Origin of the sequence: Paenibacillus sp. FSL P4-0176 (assembly GCF_037975265.1) — a bacterium.
GTDB lineage: Bacteria > Bacillota > Bacilli > Paenibacillales > Paenibacillaceae > Paenibacillus > Paenibacillus amylolyticus.
This window is the reverse complement of record NZ_CP150242.1, coordinates 3264686-3282427: the sequence shown is the minus strand read 5'-3', so window position 1 is coordinate 3282427 and position 17742 is coordinate 3264686. Positions and strand designations below refer to the sequence as shown.

The 17742-nt window shown below is 43.7% G+C and carries 16 protein-coding genes; 2 read left to right on the top strand and 14 right to left on the bottom strand.

What is annotated here, in order from left to right; translation table 11 throughout:
* Nucleotides 1–20: 20 nt before the first annotated feature.
* From MKY95_RS14955 to MKY95_RS14920, 8 genes are all read right to left on the bottom strand, one after another.
* Nucleotides 21–2108, bottom strand: a complete 2088-nt coding sequence (locus tag MKY95_RS14955; protein WP_339199486.1) for a serine hydrolase domain-containing protein — start codon at nt 2106–2108, stop codon at nt 21–23.
* Nucleotides 2109–2140: 32 nt separating this feature from the next.
* Nucleotides 2141–3472 (bottom strand): alpha/beta fold hydrolase, encoded by a 1332-nt coding sequence (locus tag MKY95_RS14950; RefSeq protein WP_339199483.1) that lies wholly within the window; start codon nt 3470–3472, stop codon nt 2141–2143.
* 165 nt (nt 3473–3637) lie between these two features.
* Nucleotides 3638–4558, bottom strand: coding sequence for an alpha/beta hydrolase (locus MKY95_RS14945; RefSeq protein WP_051447070.1), 921 nt, complete (start codon nt 4556–4558; stop codon nt 3638–3640).
* A gap of 232 nt (nt 4559–4790) precedes the next feature.
* A complete protein-coding gene (locus MKY95_RS14940; RefSeq protein WP_051447071.1) occupies nt 4791–5780 on the bottom strand; it encodes an alpha/beta hydrolase in 990 nt (329 codons plus the stop codon).
* Between the two features lie 217 nt (nt 5781–5997).
* Nucleotides 5998–7368, bottom strand: coding sequence for a HAMP domain-containing sensor histidine kinase (locus tag MKY95_RS14935; protein WP_339199478.1), 1371 nt, complete (start codon nt 7366–7368; stop codon nt 5998–6000).
* Nucleotides 7365–8039 carry a response regulator transcription factor gene (locus MKY95_RS14930; RefSeq protein WP_282321525.1) on the bottom strand — a complete coding sequence of 225 codons (675 nt, stop codon included), beginning with the start codon at nt 8037–8039 and terminating at the stop codon, nt 7365–7367. Before MKY95_RS14930 ends, MKY95_RS14935 begins: the two co-directional genes overlap by 4 nt.
* A gap of 73 nt (nt 8040–8112) precedes the next feature.
* Complete coding sequence (locus MKY95_RS14925; protein WP_339199475.1) at nt 8113–8646, bottom strand: GNAT family N-acetyltransferase; 534 nt, start codon at nt 8644–8646, stop codon at nt 8113–8115.
* Between the two features lie 45 nt (nt 8647–8691).
* Nucleotides 8692–9297 carry a TetR/AcrR family transcriptional regulator gene (locus MKY95_RS14920; RefSeq protein ID WP_047842851.1) on the bottom strand — a complete coding sequence of 202 codons (606 nt, stop codon included), beginning with the start codon at nt 9295–9297 and terminating at the stop codon, nt 8692–8694.
* A gap of 282 nt (nt 9298–9579) precedes the next feature.
* Between MKY95_RS14920 and MKY95_RS14915 the strand changes: the two genes are divergently transcribed.
* Complete coding sequence (locus MKY95_RS14915) at nt 9580–11019, top strand: DHA2 family efflux MFS transporter permease subunit (protein WP_339199978.1); 1440 nt, start codon at nt 9580–9582, stop codon at nt 11017–11019.
* A 98-nt stretch (nt 11020–11117) separates the two neighbouring features.
* Here MKY95_RS14915 and MKY95_RS14910 read toward each other — a convergent pair whose 3' ends face one another.
* The 3 genes from MKY95_RS14910 to MKY95_RS14900 form a co-directional block, all read right to left on the bottom strand.
* Nucleotides 11118–12353, bottom strand: a complete 1236-nt coding sequence (locus MKY95_RS14910; protein WP_339199472.1) for a cytochrome P450 — start codon at nt 12351–12353, stop codon at nt 11118–11120.
* 215 nt (nt 12354–12568) lie between these two features.
* Complete coding sequence (locus tag MKY95_RS14905) at nt 12569–12856, bottom strand: hypothetical protein (RefSeq protein ID WP_339199469.1); 288 nt, start codon at nt 12854–12856, stop codon at nt 12569–12571.
* On the bottom strand, nt 12853–13995 hold the full coding sequence (locus MKY95_RS14900; RefSeq protein ID WP_339199466.1) for an FAD-binding oxidoreductase: 1143 nt from the start codon (nt 13993–13995) through the stop codon (nt 12853–12855). Before MKY95_RS14900 ends, MKY95_RS14905 begins: the two co-directional genes overlap by 4 nt.
* Nucleotides 13996–14290: 295 nt before the next feature.
* Here MKY95_RS14900 and MKY95_RS14895 point away from each other — a divergent pair, with 295 nt between their 5' ends.
* Nucleotides 14291–15106, top strand: coding sequence for an AraC family transcriptional regulator (locus MKY95_RS14895; RefSeq protein WP_339199463.1), 816 nt, complete (start codon nt 14291–14293; stop codon nt 15104–15106).
* Here the strand turns inward: MKY95_RS14895 and MKY95_RS14890 are convergent.
* The 3 genes from MKY95_RS14890 to MKY95_RS14880 form a co-directional block, all read right to left on the bottom strand.
* A complete protein-coding gene (locus MKY95_RS14890) occupies nt 15103–15744 on the bottom strand; it encodes an HAD family hydrolase (RefSeq protein WP_339199461.1) in 642 nt (213 codons plus the stop codon). The two genes, MKY95_RS14895 and MKY95_RS14890, sit on opposite strands and share 4 nt — an antisense overlap.
* Nucleotides 15745–15783: 39 nt before the next feature.
* Nucleotides 15784–16377 carry a DUF1349 domain-containing protein gene (locus MKY95_RS14885; protein WP_339199459.1) on the bottom strand — a complete coding sequence of 198 codons (594 nt, stop codon included), beginning with the start codon at nt 16375–16377 and terminating at the stop codon, nt 15784–15786.
* 93 nt (nt 16378–16470) lie between these two features.
* Entirely contained in the window at nt 16471–17715 is a 1245-nt protein-coding gene (locus tag MKY95_RS14880) for an MFS transporter (protein ID WP_051449724.1), read from the bottom strand.
* Between the last annotated feature and the right edge of the window lie 27 nt (nt 17716–17742).

Genomic DNA, 17742 nt, shown 5'->3' with positions numbered 1-17742 from the left:
AACTAACTACGGTACAACATCTATTTTAATGTAATTTCAAATGTGGAATCCACGTCACCTGCAAATACAATGCGGCCGTTTTCTGGTAATACAACCTCATTCTGACCGCTGACTACGGTGTGATTAATACAAATACCCTTCTGATCATATACGGCAAAGGCGCCAGTTGCAGGCATTTTAACCGTCATGACTTTTCCTTTCACCGTTGCTGGTAACGAAAACCATCTGGCATATCCATCTGCTTGAATCGTTGCTAGAGATTGTTTCCCCGAATAGAGTGGTTGTACCATTTCCTCACTGGCGTATATGCTACCAACGGCTGTAATGTACTCTACTCCGTTCTTTTTAGCAAAATAAATCTCCTTTGTATCACGTCCAGCCAGGCCAGGGATTTGCAGCTCCGTGACTGCTTCGTTCGCTCCAATAATCTTAGTATTGGATACATACCCAGGCGTCTCTTTGTCCAAATGAATAGGGAGAATTGGTACCGAATTGAGATAAACCGTTGATGTATATTTCTCATTCAGAAGGTAATATTTTTTACCTTCACGTTGCTCCCATGAGGCCGTAATATCCTGGGATAATTCATTGGCTTCCAGCTTTTCCATTTTATATTCGGAGAAAGCCAATTGTCCAAGTCCTGGTAAGGATATATAAGATCGATACCACAGATAAGTCCTTCCATTCTTCTCCTTAACAAATTTCAACTTTTCCGTGCCTTCATCGTTAACAAAAGTACCATCTGCTGTATAGGTGTATTTTTGAACCGGATCACTTGGAGCTGAAGGTGTGGATACAGTCATTTGTCCAGCAGTATTCATTTCGATCTTCTTAACCGAATTATTGCCGCCATATATACCTGCATTCGTGGCTATTTCTTTAGGTATATCTGCCTTCACTGGAACACCAAACGATTTTTCCGGCTTCCGTTCTGTAATGATGCCCTTTTCCTCAAGTGCGCTGAGTAATAATTCACTCGCAATGAACTGATCTTTGGCACTTGTCCCACCTGATGAGGTAACGGCTGCAGCCAGATTATATTCCGGCAGTACGACTAATGATGAGTGATACGATATGGTATCTCCACCTTTTGTTACTGCCTTGATACCATATTCACTGAATGGGTACAGATTTACACTATCCCACCCTAATCCGTAAGATATAGACGTATCGCCACCCTCTGGCCACATGCCTTTTTTGTATTCTTCTTGCGCCATGGCTTCTACAGACTTATCGGTAAGAATGCCTTGGACCTCTCCCGTGAAGATTTGTGAAAACTTCGCAAGATCTTCAGCGGTGGAATAAATGCCTCCAGTAGCGATAACATTATAATTCTCTTGTGGAAGCTGACCCTCATACATAGGAGAATAGATTCCCGCCATTGCTGCCGTGTCAACCACATCCTGTGGTGTTTTGGTATGTTTCATGTCCAAAGGTTCCGTAAAATATTGGTGTATAAAAGCTGTAAAACTCATGCCGCTAACACGTTCAACCATAATCTCGGATAACGTAAAACCATCGTTACTATACACCGAGAACGCGCCCGGATCTGCCTTCAGGTTTTGACTCGCCAATTGGTCCAGAAACGTATCATGTGAGTACGTATCATTATCCCCGTACAATGTGGCATTACTGCCCGTGCCTCCCAGCAGACCGGAAGAATGATTCAACAGCATGCGTGGTGTGATTTGTTTGTAGCGATGATCTTTCATCTGAAAATCAGGTATATAGTTCACAACAGGCAGATCCAAATCCACCTTGCCTTCTTCAACTAACTTCATAACAGAAGCTGTGAGGAACATTTTACTCGTTGATCCTATGCCATAGATCGTATCCGGCGTAAGAGGCACCTTGTTGTTTTTATCGTTTTTGCCCGTCTGACCGGACACCACAATCTCGCCACCATCGATAAGGGCATATTGCAGGCTTGTGATTCCATGTTTCTCGGTGAGTAACTTGGCTTTCTCCATCACCGTTTTCTTGGTTGGTTCATACGTAAAATCACTGCTACTTGTAGGAGGTGCAGCCATTGCAGACATTGGAGCTAACATCGTTAATGCCAGCGTTAACACGGCGATTGAAGTTCGTTTTCCCTTTTGTCGTCCCATTCACATCATCTCCTGAATTTTAAGTGTTTTGGTTATTTGATTTCTTCTGGGTCTACAAATTTCACCTCCGGATACAAGTCGTTTGGTCCCTGAATCAGATCTCCACCCGTTCCTTTCAGTTGCTTGTTAAAGAAATCGAGTACATATTGATTTACGATGTTTGATCCTCTTTTACCATTGATATCTCCTGTGATACCGGACAGTTTAACCAGCTCTGAATAGAACTGAAGGTCCGTGAAATTGAAGTGCTGGGTTCCTTCTACATAGATCACTTTTCCCCCATGATTCATAACATTTTTCATAATGTGCAGCTCATCTGAAAGAGATTTAGTTACTTCATCATCCGAATTTCTATCCATTTCAAAGTTGGCGAACCAGTCTTCAAAACTTCCCGATCGGATGAACATAAACGGCTTGTTTATATTATCTCTATTTTCCACTTCATATAGTGACCCATCCATATTAACCCCGGCCTTGATTCTCTGATCTAAATACGTTGCATTAAACGCGGTTGCACCCCCAAAAGAATGCCCCATCGCGCCGATGTGATCTAGATCGATTTTCCCTTTAAACTGACTTTCGATTGCACCTGAATTCAGCTTTTCGATTTGATCGATTACAAACTCCACATCTTTCGTCCATATACTCCCTGTTTTTGTACGTTCATCTAGTGTAGTCGTGCTTTTTTTATAATCCGTTACACGGCCATCTGGAAAAAGAGTAGCAAAGGTGCTATACGTATGATCGATGGTGACCACGATATACCCATGACTGGCCAGATTCTCGGCCTGTGATACATGTAGAACTCTACTGGTTCCCATACCATGAGATAGTAGTACCACGGGATAAGGACTTGTAGAAGGTAATATTTCTACATTTTCATAAGAGTTGGTTTGACTATACTTCAAGTAGTCGAGCAAAAATTCGGGCAGTTTTAAAGAATTAGAGAAGCTCTGAATATACTTTTTGAACATTTCTTTATCTTTTGGAAACAGCGTGTCACGCTTGTTATTATTGCTGTTTTCAGTTGGGTACCAAACTTGAACCATTAGTTCTCTCTTATCGTTTTGATCTTCAGTGAAGATTTCGTCTCTGTTCTGGTCTGTTAAATGAAATGTTTGAGTACCCACCTTCTCTGGACCATCAAGCTTCGGCAGATTAAAAACAGGTAAGTATACAGACAAGACGGTAGAACCAACAAGCAAAATAACGATTAAGGAAGATAAACTATATTTCAAGAACTTCCCTATTTTAAGATTCGCCATCTTATCGGAATGTCTGAATAAAACGATGATTATGAATAGAGCCGTCATGATATATACCAAAAGCAACTGCCATCTGTATCCCTCAACAAACAATTGCACTAATAATATAACGCTACTTCCTATACCCAAACCCAAACCTATTTTCTTTGCACTTCTTTTAATAAATAGTAGGTCTATGAGTAACGCGAAACAGGATAGAACTAACAGTATCTCAAATAATCTCAATTGAATTCCTCTCTCTCATCACGGACTTTTACAGAATTATTATTTCGCTTCGTTCATGAATGCTCTAACATCTTCAGCTATTTCTTTGAATAACGTATGGTGCAAGTAATGTTCGCCATCCATGGTGATTACTTTCCCATGTACTGAATCTTTGATCTGCCCTTCATGCAGCGGTATCCATCCTTCTACACCTTCATTATTCGCTTGTACAAAGAGAAGAAGTGGCAGGTCTTTAGGAAAGGTTAAACCTTGGGCTCCTTTAAAATTGGAAGCAATATGGTCCATCTCATTCAAAGTCGTGGAACTGTTCGAGTTTTTATTCGACAGCATGTTCATCTGCTCTACGGTATGTTCATCAAATGCGAGTCCAGCATAGGGGTCACTACTAAATTTGACCACCAATCTTTGGAGACCTGATTTTTTAAGAAATGCGAACGTTTTAGTAGGTAATTTGGCATCCATACCCGGTTGTGTTGAAACACTGCTATCAATTCCGACAAATGCCGTGACCTCATCCGGATATTTGTTCACATAATCAATGCCATAAATGCCTGCAATGGAGTGACCCATGAGCATGTACTGATGAATATCGAGTTGCTGCAGAGCTTCATGAACTTCACTTACGATATTCTCTGTGGTTCGTTCTTTTTCAGTAGCATCACTTAATCCATAACCGAATGGCTCAACCGCCACAACTTTGTAATATGGTGATAGTTCGTCAATGAGCAGCTTAAAATCAAGCGCTGGTGCTGCTGTTCCAAAACCAGGCAGAAGCACAATCGTTTCCTTGCCTTCGCCTTGAATGAGCACATTCATATTTTTCCCGTCTACAGATACATGCTGACCATAGGAATCTATTTTCTTGGCCTCTGAATTACTACTGATCACATTGGTGATATAAACAATACCTAGAAATAGAATAATGGCGATTACGATTGCTCCTACTATTTTCAGTATCATGTTTCTCACTTTTTTGGCCTTTGATCTATTCTTTGTTTTCTTTTCCGCAGGCTGCGTCGTCAGTGTTATCTTCTCCTGTCTTGAACTGATAGTTCGATTGTCTTTTTTACTACTAATGAAATCTTATCCAATGAAAATGTACTGCCCGTGACGTCAATATGAACTGAATATGAACAAGTAAAGAAATGTTATGACGTGACGAAACAGGCGCTTATTCTAATGGATAGTGGAGTTATTGAATTCCTCCCATAAACCCCCTGAATTTTTCAGCGATTTCTTTGGCATGGGAACGGTATAAATAATGATTTGCTTCCAGCAGCACCATTTCACCATGTATAGAGTTCTCTATTAACTTCTCGTGTTCGGGAACCCAATTGTCCACTGCCGGATGATTCTTTTGAACAAAGAAAAGAACCGGGAGATCGACTGGGAACGTTAACTGTTCAGCTGCTTTAAAATTGGAATACATGCTTACAATCTCGTTTAATTGAGTTGAATTAAACATGTTCTTTTGTATCAAAATGTTCAATTGTTCTTTGGTTTGTTCATCATACGGTAGCCCAGCATATGGATCATCACTCATTTTCAATTGCAAACGTGGGAAACCCAAGTTACGGTACCATGTAATCGGTACGATTTCTGATGCTTCAACCTTCTGTTCACTAATCGCTGGAACACTGGTGTCCAGCCCGACATATGTACTTACTTCATCTGCATATTTGTTCACATAATCCAGACTATAGATCCCCGAAATGGAATGACCCATTAAGATATACCGATCAATATGTAGACGCTGTAACGCTTCATGAATTTCACTGACGATATTTGCTGTGCTGCGTTCCTTTTTGGTCTGATCACTCAATCCGTAACCAAAGGGCTCAACAACGACAACTTTATAATATGGAGATAACTCGGAGATGAGAGGCTTAAAATCAAGCGCTGGTGCCGCTGTTCCAAAACCAGGCAGAAGCACAATCGTTTCCTCGCCTTCGCCTTGAATGAACACATTCATATTTTTTCCGTCTACGGATACATGTTGACCATACGACTCCATTCTTTTTTGCTCCGAATAACTGCTGATTTTATTGACGGTATATACGATAGCTACAAAAAGTAAGATTGCTATAATGATTGCGCAAAGTACTTTAAACAAAATGTTTAACACTTTCTTGGTTTTGCTCTTACTCTGGACTTCTCTGTCTGCTTGTTGATTCACATTCATCTGCTCCTATCCTCATCTGTATATTGGCCTGGCAGGCTACTTAAGAAATCCTAATCAAGAAAGATGTACTCCCCATGACCGGAATATGAACGGAGTATGAACAAGCAAAAAAAAATGTCCTATGTAACATACAAGGAAGCTTGCATGTTACATAGGACATGAACATTTGGTTTAGATAATCCGATGGATATTCTATTCATTGGCCTAACCTGTGAGCCTAACTATCCGTTGGTGGATGGATGGGCAACGTAATCATAAAGGTCGTGCCTTGACCAGGTTCACTTTCCACTTGGATGTCACCCTGATGAAGGGAGACGATCTGTTTAACGATAGCAAGTCCCATACCACTCCCGTCATATTTGCGGCTGTGGGAACGATCTGCCTTGAAAAAACGGTCGAATATACGCTTCTGATCTTCCAGGGGAATTCCAATGCCCGTGTCGGATATTCGAACAGTCACATTTTTGAAGTCCTCTTCGATACTGACTTTAATCATACCGCCATCCTCGGAAAACTTGATGCTATTTCCGATGATGTTTGTCCATACCTGATTTAACTGATCGTGATCAGCCGTTACCTTCACGTTCTCCAAATCAAGCTCGAAATGAATGTTGCACCCAGACCATTGCGGCTGAAGCGCCACGATGACCCGCCTGATCTGTTCATCAAGGCTTAAGGTGGTGAGCCGTAGTTGCTGTGACTGCGATTCAAGCAAACTCAGCTTCAGCAGGCTATCGCTCATTTTGGACATTCTTTTTGCTTCTGAGATGATAATATCCAGGTAACGGTTTCGTTCTTGTTCTGAGAGATTTACTTGCTTCAGTGCCGAAGCGTAACCGGATATCGAGGTGAGCGGAGACTGAACCTCATGCGAAACATTGGTAACGAATTCCCTGCGCATCTGCTCCAACTGCTGAAGATCATGCATCATTTCTTCAAAGCTGCGGGCCAATGTACCAATCTCCGTCGTTTGTTTAATGTTCAGCTTGACGTTGAAGTCTCCAGCTGCAATCCGTTTGGTCGCTTTGGTCAATTTTTTGATCGGTCTAACCAGATATACAGAAGCAACCACAATCAACAAACTTCCTACAATCAAGGAACAGCTTGCAAAAATCAAGCCAAACTGGACCACAAAAGAGGCTGAGGGCGGTGAGAGTGTTTCTAGAAACATCGCTCTTGTACCCGTTTCCGTCTTGATCGGTAGCCCCAAAAGAACGGTAGCGATACCTTTAGGTGTGTCCTGCACAACCCCTCCGTTTAACACCTTCTTGAGTTGATCCGTCGATACGGGGGATGATTTATGTTCGTTAAGCTTCCCATAAGACTGGAACTTGCCCGTTGCATCATAAATTCGAATATGATACGAATCAAGTTGCTTCATTCTACTAACGAATGATTCTGCTTCATCAGCAGGCAGCGTCTTATAAATCTGCACAACGTCCTGGCCAAAGTTGCGTATGTTAATTTGAGCATTTTCATTCAATTGATCTTCGAATATCCAGGTTGACATAAAAAATGAAATAATCGTGCCTGTGATGACTGACACCAGAAAGGTCAGAACAACACGAATATATAAGGATCTGATCATTCATAGACCTCAAGTCTGTACCCTAGCCCACGCACCGTTTCAATCCGAAAATCAGGTGTAGTGGCGAATCGTTCGCGCAGGCGTTTAATATGTACGTCTATTGTTCGATCATCTCCCGCGTAATCAATACCCCATATCTGATCGATTAATTGCTCACGTGTATAGACTTGTCCTGGTGTTCCAGCAAGCTTATACAGCAATTCGAACTCCTTAAGTGGTAACGTAAGCGACTCTGCACCTCTCATCACCTTATACGTCTGACGGTCCAGAATGACGTTGCCAAACTGGATTGTGTGTGTGGAGCCGATTTTGTATCGTTTCAGTAATGCTCGGACACGAGCGGTCAGCTCTAATGGATCAAACGGTTTGGTCAAATAATCATCCGTACCCAGTTCGAATCCTTTCACCTTCTCCCAAGTCTCTCCTCTCGCCGTCAGCATGAGTAACGGGAGGTCGGGATTGGCTCTTCGGAGTTCTTTGCACAGTGCCCAACCATCCATGACAGGCATCATAATATCAAGGACGACCAGATCCACTGGAGTTTCGCCATATATAGTGAGAGCTTCCTTACCGTCCGCAGCTTCCACTGTTGTGAATCCATCGTTTTTGAGAAATAGACAGACGAGTTCACGAATGTTCGCATCGTCGTCTGCAACGAGTATAGTAGCCATATGTTTTTTCTGTCCTCTCCGTTACGTTTAAATATATAGTCCAACTTGTATAGTAAATATTAAAACATCTTGCTTATAGTATATCCACAGCAAACATCGTATGTTCTTTCAACGTTCCCTGGATTGGCACAGGCTGTGACCCATTCTCCTTGAATCCTGCTTTTTGAAGGACACGGATGGAACCTGTATTATCGGGCACAGCGCCAGCTTCGATTCGAGTAATTTCAGTTTCGTGTTTGGCAAATTCCATTACACATTGCAGGGCTTCGCTCATATATCCTTTTCCTTGATGCAGAGTATCCGTCACATAACCAACGATCCATTTTGGGGTAGAATCCAGTATGATCTCGAACAAAGAAATTTCACCGACGAGTTCATCCGTTGTATGTAGAAAAATACCAAAAGAATAGCGATTTCCTTCTTCTCTCTTCTTGTTCCAGCTCTCAATGAGTGACCTTTGCCCTTCCAAGCTGTAGAAAGACTCGTCCCGATCACTTGCTGATATGTTCTCTATTTCCCCACGGTTGCGAACCTGTAGATCCAGAAGCAATGCGGCATCATCCACATTCCAAAATCTCACATAGATACGTTCTGCACTATATTTCATCACATTATTCCTCCTCTATTAACGTTAGATGCAATTGTAGCATGATTATATCAGGTCATTATAAGAGTACGAGCGGATCAACGAGAATTGTTTCGCCAGAAAATGCGGGGAATATGGCATATCATTACGCAACCAGGCAACGATGGTTCCAATCAGAGCCGAAGAACCGTACCATATTGCGATTTCTTTGTGAATGCCGGATTCTTCGAGTTCATCTTCCATCTCTACCCGATCAATTTTGGCTTTGACCAGCGTACTCAACAATTTAAGCAGTCGTTCGGTAAAAATCGGTGTGCGCTTTGTAGCAAGAACCACTTGATAGAACGAGGCGTTCTCTGCAAAATGCTCCAGTAACTTGACTAGAACAGGCCAAGCCTCTTCCGTTCTTTGTTTCTCAAAATGAGGGGCATATTCATCCACGATCCGTTCAATATTCTCAATCATCTCATCCGCCATCTTCTCCATCATATCCGTAATATCACGATAGTGCAGGTAGAAGGTTACCCGATTGATCGTCGCTCGTTCGGCAATTTTGTTGACTGACAACTTCTCAATATCCATTTCCTGCAGCAATTCAACAAATGCACCTCGAATTAACTGACGTGTTCGCAATATTCTTGGGTCCACGGCTGATTTCTTCTCGTCTTTCACGTGTATCCCTCCCATCAAATTTTAAACATTACAATTTTAAACAAACAGTCGTTTATTTTTGATTTACACAACAAATTCATTTTATTTGTAAAATAAACGACGAAAACACGTCATAACGTAAATTGTAATCTGTCCGAATATGTATATAATTCAATAAATACAATGTAAACTATACAACACGTTGTAAATTTAGTCACGTGTGGATTGAAAGGATGAAAAGGATTGAGTCAGGCTAGAGTACAAGAAGAATTATCCGTAAAGAAAGGCCCCATCCTGTTTATCATGATTTTGGGAGCCTTCCTTGCAACGTTGAATCAAACGATCATGAGTGTTGCTACACCGGAACTGATGGGTGATTTTAACATCTCCGCCGCAACAGCACAATGGTTAACGACAGGTTACATGCTGGTGAACGGGGTGCTTATCCCGATCACGGCCTACTTCATGCAACGCTTTTCAACCAAGCAATTATTCCAAGCTTCCATGTTTATTTTCCTGATTGGTACTATCGTATCTGCTCTTGCAGATAACTTTGGCACACTGCTGACAGGACGTATGATTCAGGCAGCGGGTGCTGGCATTATCATGCCGCTCTTAATGCACGTTATTTTGACCTTGTTTGCTCCTGAAAAACGAGGATCTGCAATGGGTATGGTTGGTTTTGCCATCATTTTTGCCCCTGCAATCGGGCCTACCCTTGCCGGTTATGTCCTCGAGAACTACTCTTGGCAAACGATGTTCTACGGCATGATTCCATTAACTCTTATTGTCATTGCTTTTGCGTTTGTATACCTGAAGAATGTATCCGAACGGGTCAACACAAAGTTCGACACAATCAGTGTGGTGCTCTCCACGATCGGATTTGGCGCATTGCTCTATGGTTTCAGCAGAGCAGGAAGTCTGGGATGGTCAAGTGCAGAAGTTCTTATCTGCATTGGGGCTGGAATTGTTTCTCTTGCCCTGTTTACATGGAGACAGCTCGTTTCTGAAACTCCGCTGCTTGATCTGCGGGCATTCAAATACAACATGTTCTCCTTGACCACGGTCATTAGTATCGCGATTACAATGATCATGTATGCTGACATGATGTTGCTTCCCTTGTATCTCCAGAACGCACGTGGTTACACTGCACTGGAGTCCGGATTATTACTCCTTCCGGGTGCTCTTGTCATGGGCTTCCTGATGCCAGTAGCCGGAAAATTGTTTGACCGATTTGGAGCGAAATGGCTCGCTGTTATCGGGATGGTGATCACCATCGTGACAACAATTGGTTTCATCGACTTAACGGATTCAACCAGTTATGGTTACCTGGTATTAATGTCTACCGGCCGCCGAATTGGTATGGCTCTGCTCATGATGCCGATTCAGACTGCGGGACTTAACCAACTGCCACCAAGACTTGGTGCACACGGTACAGCTATCTCCAACACCGTCAGACAAGTGGCTGGCGCTGTAGGTACTTCATTACTCGTAAGTGTCATGACCTCCCGTACAACGGCACACGTACAGGATATGATGGCGACTGGTGCAGCCAATGGTCTCAGTCAAAAACAGCTTGCTACAGAATCCATGATCCAGGGTATCAATGATGCTTATGTTGTTATCATCGGTATCGCTGTTGTGGGATTGGTCCTTTCCTTCTTTATCAAACGCACCAAACAAGCCAAAGAGGAAGAAATCAAACAGGTGGTAAGACAAAAAGTTTCTATGAATTCAAATTAAGGTGTCCAGCCTCATACTTGCTTGCATAACAAAGCGGCAGATCAAGACGTTTACGTCTGATCTGCCGCTTTTTAGGTTGTGTCCCGTATGATTCCTTCTCACTCCGCAACGATCTTCACTGGCAGATGGGTCAATGACTGTCCCGGAGCTGAAGTGGCCAGATTATTCTCCAGATCAAAGGACTCCACCGGTTCAATCCGAGCAATCTTCTCCACAAATGCAGTCAAGGCAATGCTTAGTTCCATTCTTGCCAGCGGGGCCCCTAGACAAAAGTGTGGGCCATTACCAAAGGTAAGATGTCTTTTGTTATTCCGACGATGAATATTCAGCTCAAAGGGGTCTTCAAACATCTGCTCATCCATATTGGCTGCACTCATCCAGGAGATGACAACATCTCCTTTTTTCAAATCCACTCCGAGCAGTTGATTATCCTGCTTTACTGTCCGATGCCGCTTGGCATTATGGAACCTATAACGAAGCATTTCTTCCACTGCGAGCGGAACCCATTCGGGGTTCTGCCTGAGTTGGCCATACAAGCTCGGGTCATCGTAGAGGAAGGAATAGAACGTATTTGAAACCATATGACTCGTTGTCTCTATACCGGCTCCAAGCAGAAGCATGGTCGTGCGAACAACCTCATCCTCCGTGAACTTCTCCCCCTCAACATCCACGTTCAACAGATCGGTAATGATATCCTCACCAGGATGAGTCCGTTTATGAACCACAATAGGATACAGGAATTGATAATACTCTTGAGCTGCAGTTTGCTTTTTCAGTTCACTCTCCTCAGCCGTCTTGGGATTGATGGGTTGAAACAGAATATCTACCCAGTTCTTGAATCGATGGCTGTCTGTAAGGGGGATGCCGAGCAGATCGGCCATAACCATCGAAGGCAGTGGAGCGGCCAACGCTTGAACAATATCAATGGTCGTATTTGGCTCAATATCGGCTACCAGTTGCTCTACAATGTTGCGAATTCGTGGCTCCCAGTTTTTCAGACTACGCGGTGTAAAAGCAGCGGATAACAACGAACGACTTTTTTGATGACGGGGAGGATCGATACTTGATATGTTTAATTTGTCTGGAGGTGTGCCTTCATTGTTCTTTGCTCCAACGGCAATGGTCGTCCGGGTTCCTTCGGCCGAAAAATACTCATGATTACTGAGGACCTGCTTCACATCATCGTATCTGAACACATTCCATGTGTCTGTATCTTCGTGATAATACACTGGATGCTCAGACAGCATTTTTCGAAACCAGTGAAGTGGGAAAAACTCTTCAGATCTGGACTGAAACCCCGTGATGTCCTCAACACGTATCACTTCTTTATACATTTGGAATCCACCTCTCAGCATAGTTTCGTGATTGGTTACATGGGTACCTGAATTGACAGTTCAGCACCTGATTCCATTTTATACCATTCGTTCATTTATTGATATAAACCATTTGAACCAAATCAGAAAAACCCCTTAATATAAGGGGTTTTCGTTTTATACGTATCGTATATTATTTCTGTCGATGTCTCAGTGAGATAAGCCATACGAGCCGATCAATCGCCTAGTTTCGCCAATGCTTCCTGTAGTTGCTCCAGTTGTTCAGACAGGGTTTCAACCAAGTTCTTCGTTTGGCTTACCTTCTCCATTAAGACTTGCTCTTCAGAATTGTCTTCGGATGTATTCCTGATTGGTGATGACTTCAATTCCGACAATTCGCTTTTGTATGTTTCTTGTTTCTCCAAAGCCATTCGCAGTTTTTCTTTTGTCGTACCGATCTGATGCTCCAAATATATGATGTCGGACGAGTTCGCTCCATCGGATACACGTTGTGAATATGTCATGACTCACCTCTTTCAATTTCATCCATTGCTTTGCCAACAGTGTAGGGCTCAATATCGATATCCAGCTCCATGCCGAGAGCTAGTTTCGCCAGTTGACTCCCGATAAAAGGACCCATAGTCAATCCAGAGGCTCCAAGTCCATTCGCGGTAATCAGACCTTGCCAGCCTGGGACAGCCCCCATTACTGGTAGAAAGCCAGGTGTGAACGGACGGAACCCAACTCTTACCTCCTGGAATGTGCTATTGGCTAGCCCCGGCGCCAGTTCCAGACCTTTATTCAAAACTTCCTGCATGCCCCCTGCAGTTACTCTTGTATCATAACCCTCCACATCATTTTCATGAGTGGCACCAATCACGATCTTCTGTTGATCAAAGGCCAGCAGATATTGATCAGAAGGTGGCATGATCACAGGCCAGCGGCCTGTATCCTCCCCATCCGTGACATGTAGATGCATAATTTGTGCCTTTTGATAATGCACTTTAAAGTGTATGCCGAGTGGCTTCAGCAGTTCGTTAGCCCATGCACCTGCACAGACAACGACTTCATCCGCCAGGGAACTCTGATCATTAACACTCACACCAATGACCCGATCCGCTTCGAATTGAAGCGTGGCGTCTCCATGGATCACTTCCGCTCCATTTCGCTGTGCAGACCGGATCAATGCATCGCGCAGCGCTCTTCCATCTATACGTGCAGCACCACTGATATGTACCGATTGATAACGTTCATCCAGTAGAGGAAAACGATCACGGGTTTCTTTGGCATCAAAAGGTGTAATGTCGCCAATCTCCGGCGCATCTGTTTTGCGAAGATGGGCCCGCTCTTCCATCTTGTTGATTTTGTCCACATCCGTATGAATACTAAGCGCGCCCACTTGAGCATAACCGGTTTCCGTTTCTCCTTCGCCTTCAAGCTCCGCTATGATGCCAGGATAGAACCGCGCACCTGCCTTGGCGAGCTGATACCAGTCCTGATTGCGACGCTGTGACAGCCATGGACAGATGATACCGGCAGCTGCATCCGTTGCCTGTCCTATATCTTTTCGATCTACGATGATGACCTCTGCGCCATGTTTGGCTAATTGATAGGCTGTTGATGCCCCCAGAATACCCGATCCGACTACGATGACTTTCTTCATGTTTGCATCCCTTTCCTTAATCACTCATTCGTTATAGCGTATACCGTTTCGCATTCTGTTGGCAAGGCAGGCGTACTTTTAGATCCATAAATAGAGGCTGATCAGACTACAGTTCATACTCATTCATCCAATAAAGAATTGTTGAAGCATTTGTATGAAAACGTTTTATATATTGCCCGTCATTCAATTAAAATTATTCCATTTATGTAATATAATTCTTTCTAGGTTTCTTTTAACGCTGTAACCACGCCACTTACGCACATGATCCTTTAACGAAAAGAGGAATAACACGACGATGCCGAAACCTAGTATGGGGAATCCACTGGATACCGATATGCCGCTCATGATTACAGGGAAAAACCAGTTGACCGTTGATGAATTGATGAATTGGAGCGACCATTCACGGGATTACAGCATTGTACAGTGCATCGGAGGAACAGGGCGAATCGCAGCAAAGAATCATGAATTTTCGATCAAAAAAGGGACCGCTCTCATTTTGTTCCCGGAGGTAACCTACCGTTACCACAATCTGAGTGATTCATTACGATTTGATTGTCTGTCTTTCAATGGCTATTTATTGCCACGGTTCTTGCATACCTTGCAGATCGGGGAGCTGCGCGCCTTCAAGCCGGATGGAATGCTTCATATCCTGTTGCGTGAAATTACGTTGGCGCTGCAGTCCCGGCACAAGGATCAGATCTGGCACGTATCCGCATTACTGTACATGCTTTTGGTCAGATTAACCATTGAAGGTGAACGCTATAGTGCTTACGAACGTTCTGATGCCCGATTAAGATTGGATGAACTCATTACTTTTATCAAACAAAATTATCATGAGGATATTTCTCTCCCCTTGTTGGCTGAGCAGATGGACGTTACCGAGCAGCACCTCAATCGGATATTCAAAAAAGAATTTCAAATGACTCCATTGGAGTATCTGATGCGATATCGGTTGTTGAAAGCCAAGGAAATGCTCATCGAAAATAACGCTACGACCGCTCATGAAATAGCCAAAGCTGTTGGTTTCAACAGTGCCAGTTACTTTGGGTCAGTGTTCAAAAAATACGAAGGGATCTCCCCTATCGAGCTACGCAAGCAGTATCTGGATTAAAGCGCCTCCATATCGATCTCGGCCAGCGAGGATAACCGCAGTTCATGCATGGCGAATTCCAGACCACGCGTTACCTCGTTAGGTACGATGATACACCGAATACCTGCTGCATTGGCTGCCTTCAAGCCATTAGGTGAGTCTTCGAACACAATCGCTTCGAAAGCCTCGATCCCAAGACTCTGGAGAGCAAGAAGGTACAATTCAGGGTCCGGTTTCACTCGCTTCACATCCTCGGATGTATGAACGACTGTGAAATAATCTAAAATGTCTAATTTCTGCAAGTAACCATGCACCCAGTCCCGTGTGGAGCTGGAAGCAACCGCAAGCTGAATCCCCTTTTCCCTCGCAGACTGAAGCAATTCATACACCCCTGGAAGAATGGCGGCCTGTCCCAAATAGACTTCGTATTTTTGTTCAGAGAGCAGTTTGATATGATCATGATCTATCTTTTTTTGGAGCGCTTGCTCCAGATACAGAAATGGATGAAATTCCTCAAAGGATGTCCCCACATTTTTCGACCAAAGCTCCAGACCAAGTTCCACTCCGTGCTCTTCATAAATATCGCGAAACGCATAATACCAAGGTGTCTCTGTATCGACAATGAGTCCATCAAAATCAAATATAAATGCTTTTACCATGAACCTGTTCTCCCTCCAGTGATCGGCCAGGGGAGCGGATTAGAAACGTGCGGTCAAGTCCGGATGAGTAACGTTCACGGATAAAAAGTGACACGTACAGCCCGTTCCAGTCGGCGACTGAACAACTAATCCAGCTCGAAGTTCCCCTTGTATCGGCATGCCGAAATAACGAATTAGTTTCCACTCATCCCCATCGGGTGAATAAAAGAATGATATGCAGCCCTCTACTTTGCGTATACGCAAATAGGGATTAGGTATGGAGACTTCCACCGAATTACAATCATCCGATGAACCATCACGTGTCACCACCGACACGATGGTAGGCACTTTTCCATCATATTCAAAACAAATTTTGCACCAGTTACGATCATCCGCCATCACCATCAGGCATCCGGAATCATATTGATTTTTCATATCAACGGTTAATTGGGTTGTGATTTCGAAATCGCCAGGCACAGGCATGGACAAGAAAGGAGCAGTTGCACGAATGTGCTTCCCCGCTGGATCCTGGAAAAAGTCGGTGTCCGCCTTCGCTTCCACCAGCACACCTCCCTGATCGGTATAGGACCAGGTTTCAGGCTCGTTCATCCAACTCCATTGCTTCCGTGCTTCTGTTGTCATTACGTTAGTCATTTTTAGCAGCCTCCCAAGTTAAAATATGTTCTAGAGGTAGTTCTATTTTTTTCTGTACTACATATTCGCTCCAGATACAGTAAACCCCTTTTTCTACATATTTTTGTAAGGTTCCAGCACTTGGGAGTGCTTTTGCGGATCTGGCAGGAAGAACATGATGACCATGAGTACAACATATAGACCAAGAATGACGCTGAATAACAGTGTTGGATTGTGATGGTAGAGCAGGCCCGTCAGGTAACCGGATGGAATGGCTGTAAGCGTCATGACGGTCTGCACGGCCGAGAACATATCGGCTTTCTCATGCGTACCCAATCGGTTCATCAGCAGGGAATCCCGGTACGTCTGCAAAATGAAGTTACCCGCAGCGAGCACGATTAGCGTGAGAAACAACATCCCTATATTCCCCACAGGGATCAACAGAAACAGAATGGCTCCGGCCGTGCTAAGCACGATGGAAAAACCAACATACTTTTCTTCCGAACGCCGTTTCAGTCGCGGAATGATGACCAGATAGAGCAGCATTACGGTTACCGCAGTCACTACTGGGATAAACGAAATGACACGGTCATCAAACTTCAACTGTTCCTTGAAGAAAATGACCTGGAAGAAATTCAGCTGCAAGATCAGATTGGACAACACCGTGATCAGAATAATCGGAAAAAGTCTCCGTTTGTAGAACGATTTGCCAAACAGGCGCAGACTGGAACCCAAGCTCTGAAGCACGCGGGTTTTACTATGCAATCCCATAAGTTCCTTGCCGACCTCGGTCTCATCCGTGTATCGGTTACGAATGAAGAACATGGCGGTCATGAGGATGCCCCCGACAAAGTAAATGCTGGCGAGTGTAGGCACAATACCATAATCAGCAATGACCACCCCGGCAATAGGCGTGAGTACCCCAGCCCCTGTAATGATCATGTTGAGAATGGCAAATACCTTGGATCGTTTGTGTTCCTCCACATCCTCTATGATCAGACAGTTAAAGGCGACCGTTACAAACTTGGATGTTGCATTCAGTAAATAAGCGATCAGAAACAGCCAGAAGTTCTGGGAGAAGGCCCAGATGAACATGGGAACACTCCAGGCAAGCAGATCAAAGATCAGTGTTGTTCGTTTTCGTCCCAGCTTATTCGTAATGGAACCTGCAAACAATTGAAAGATAAAGGCAAAATAAAGATTCACCGAATTGATTAAACCGATTTCTATGTCCGAAAGTCCGGCTTCCTTCATATATAAAGGAGCGTAGAATAGAACGATCGTGCCCGGAATGGCCCATACCGGTTCGAGTAAAATGGAGTAGCGTGGATTCTTCGGCAAATCTTGAAGCAATTTCAATCGATATCCCTTCCTTCTGCGGTTTTC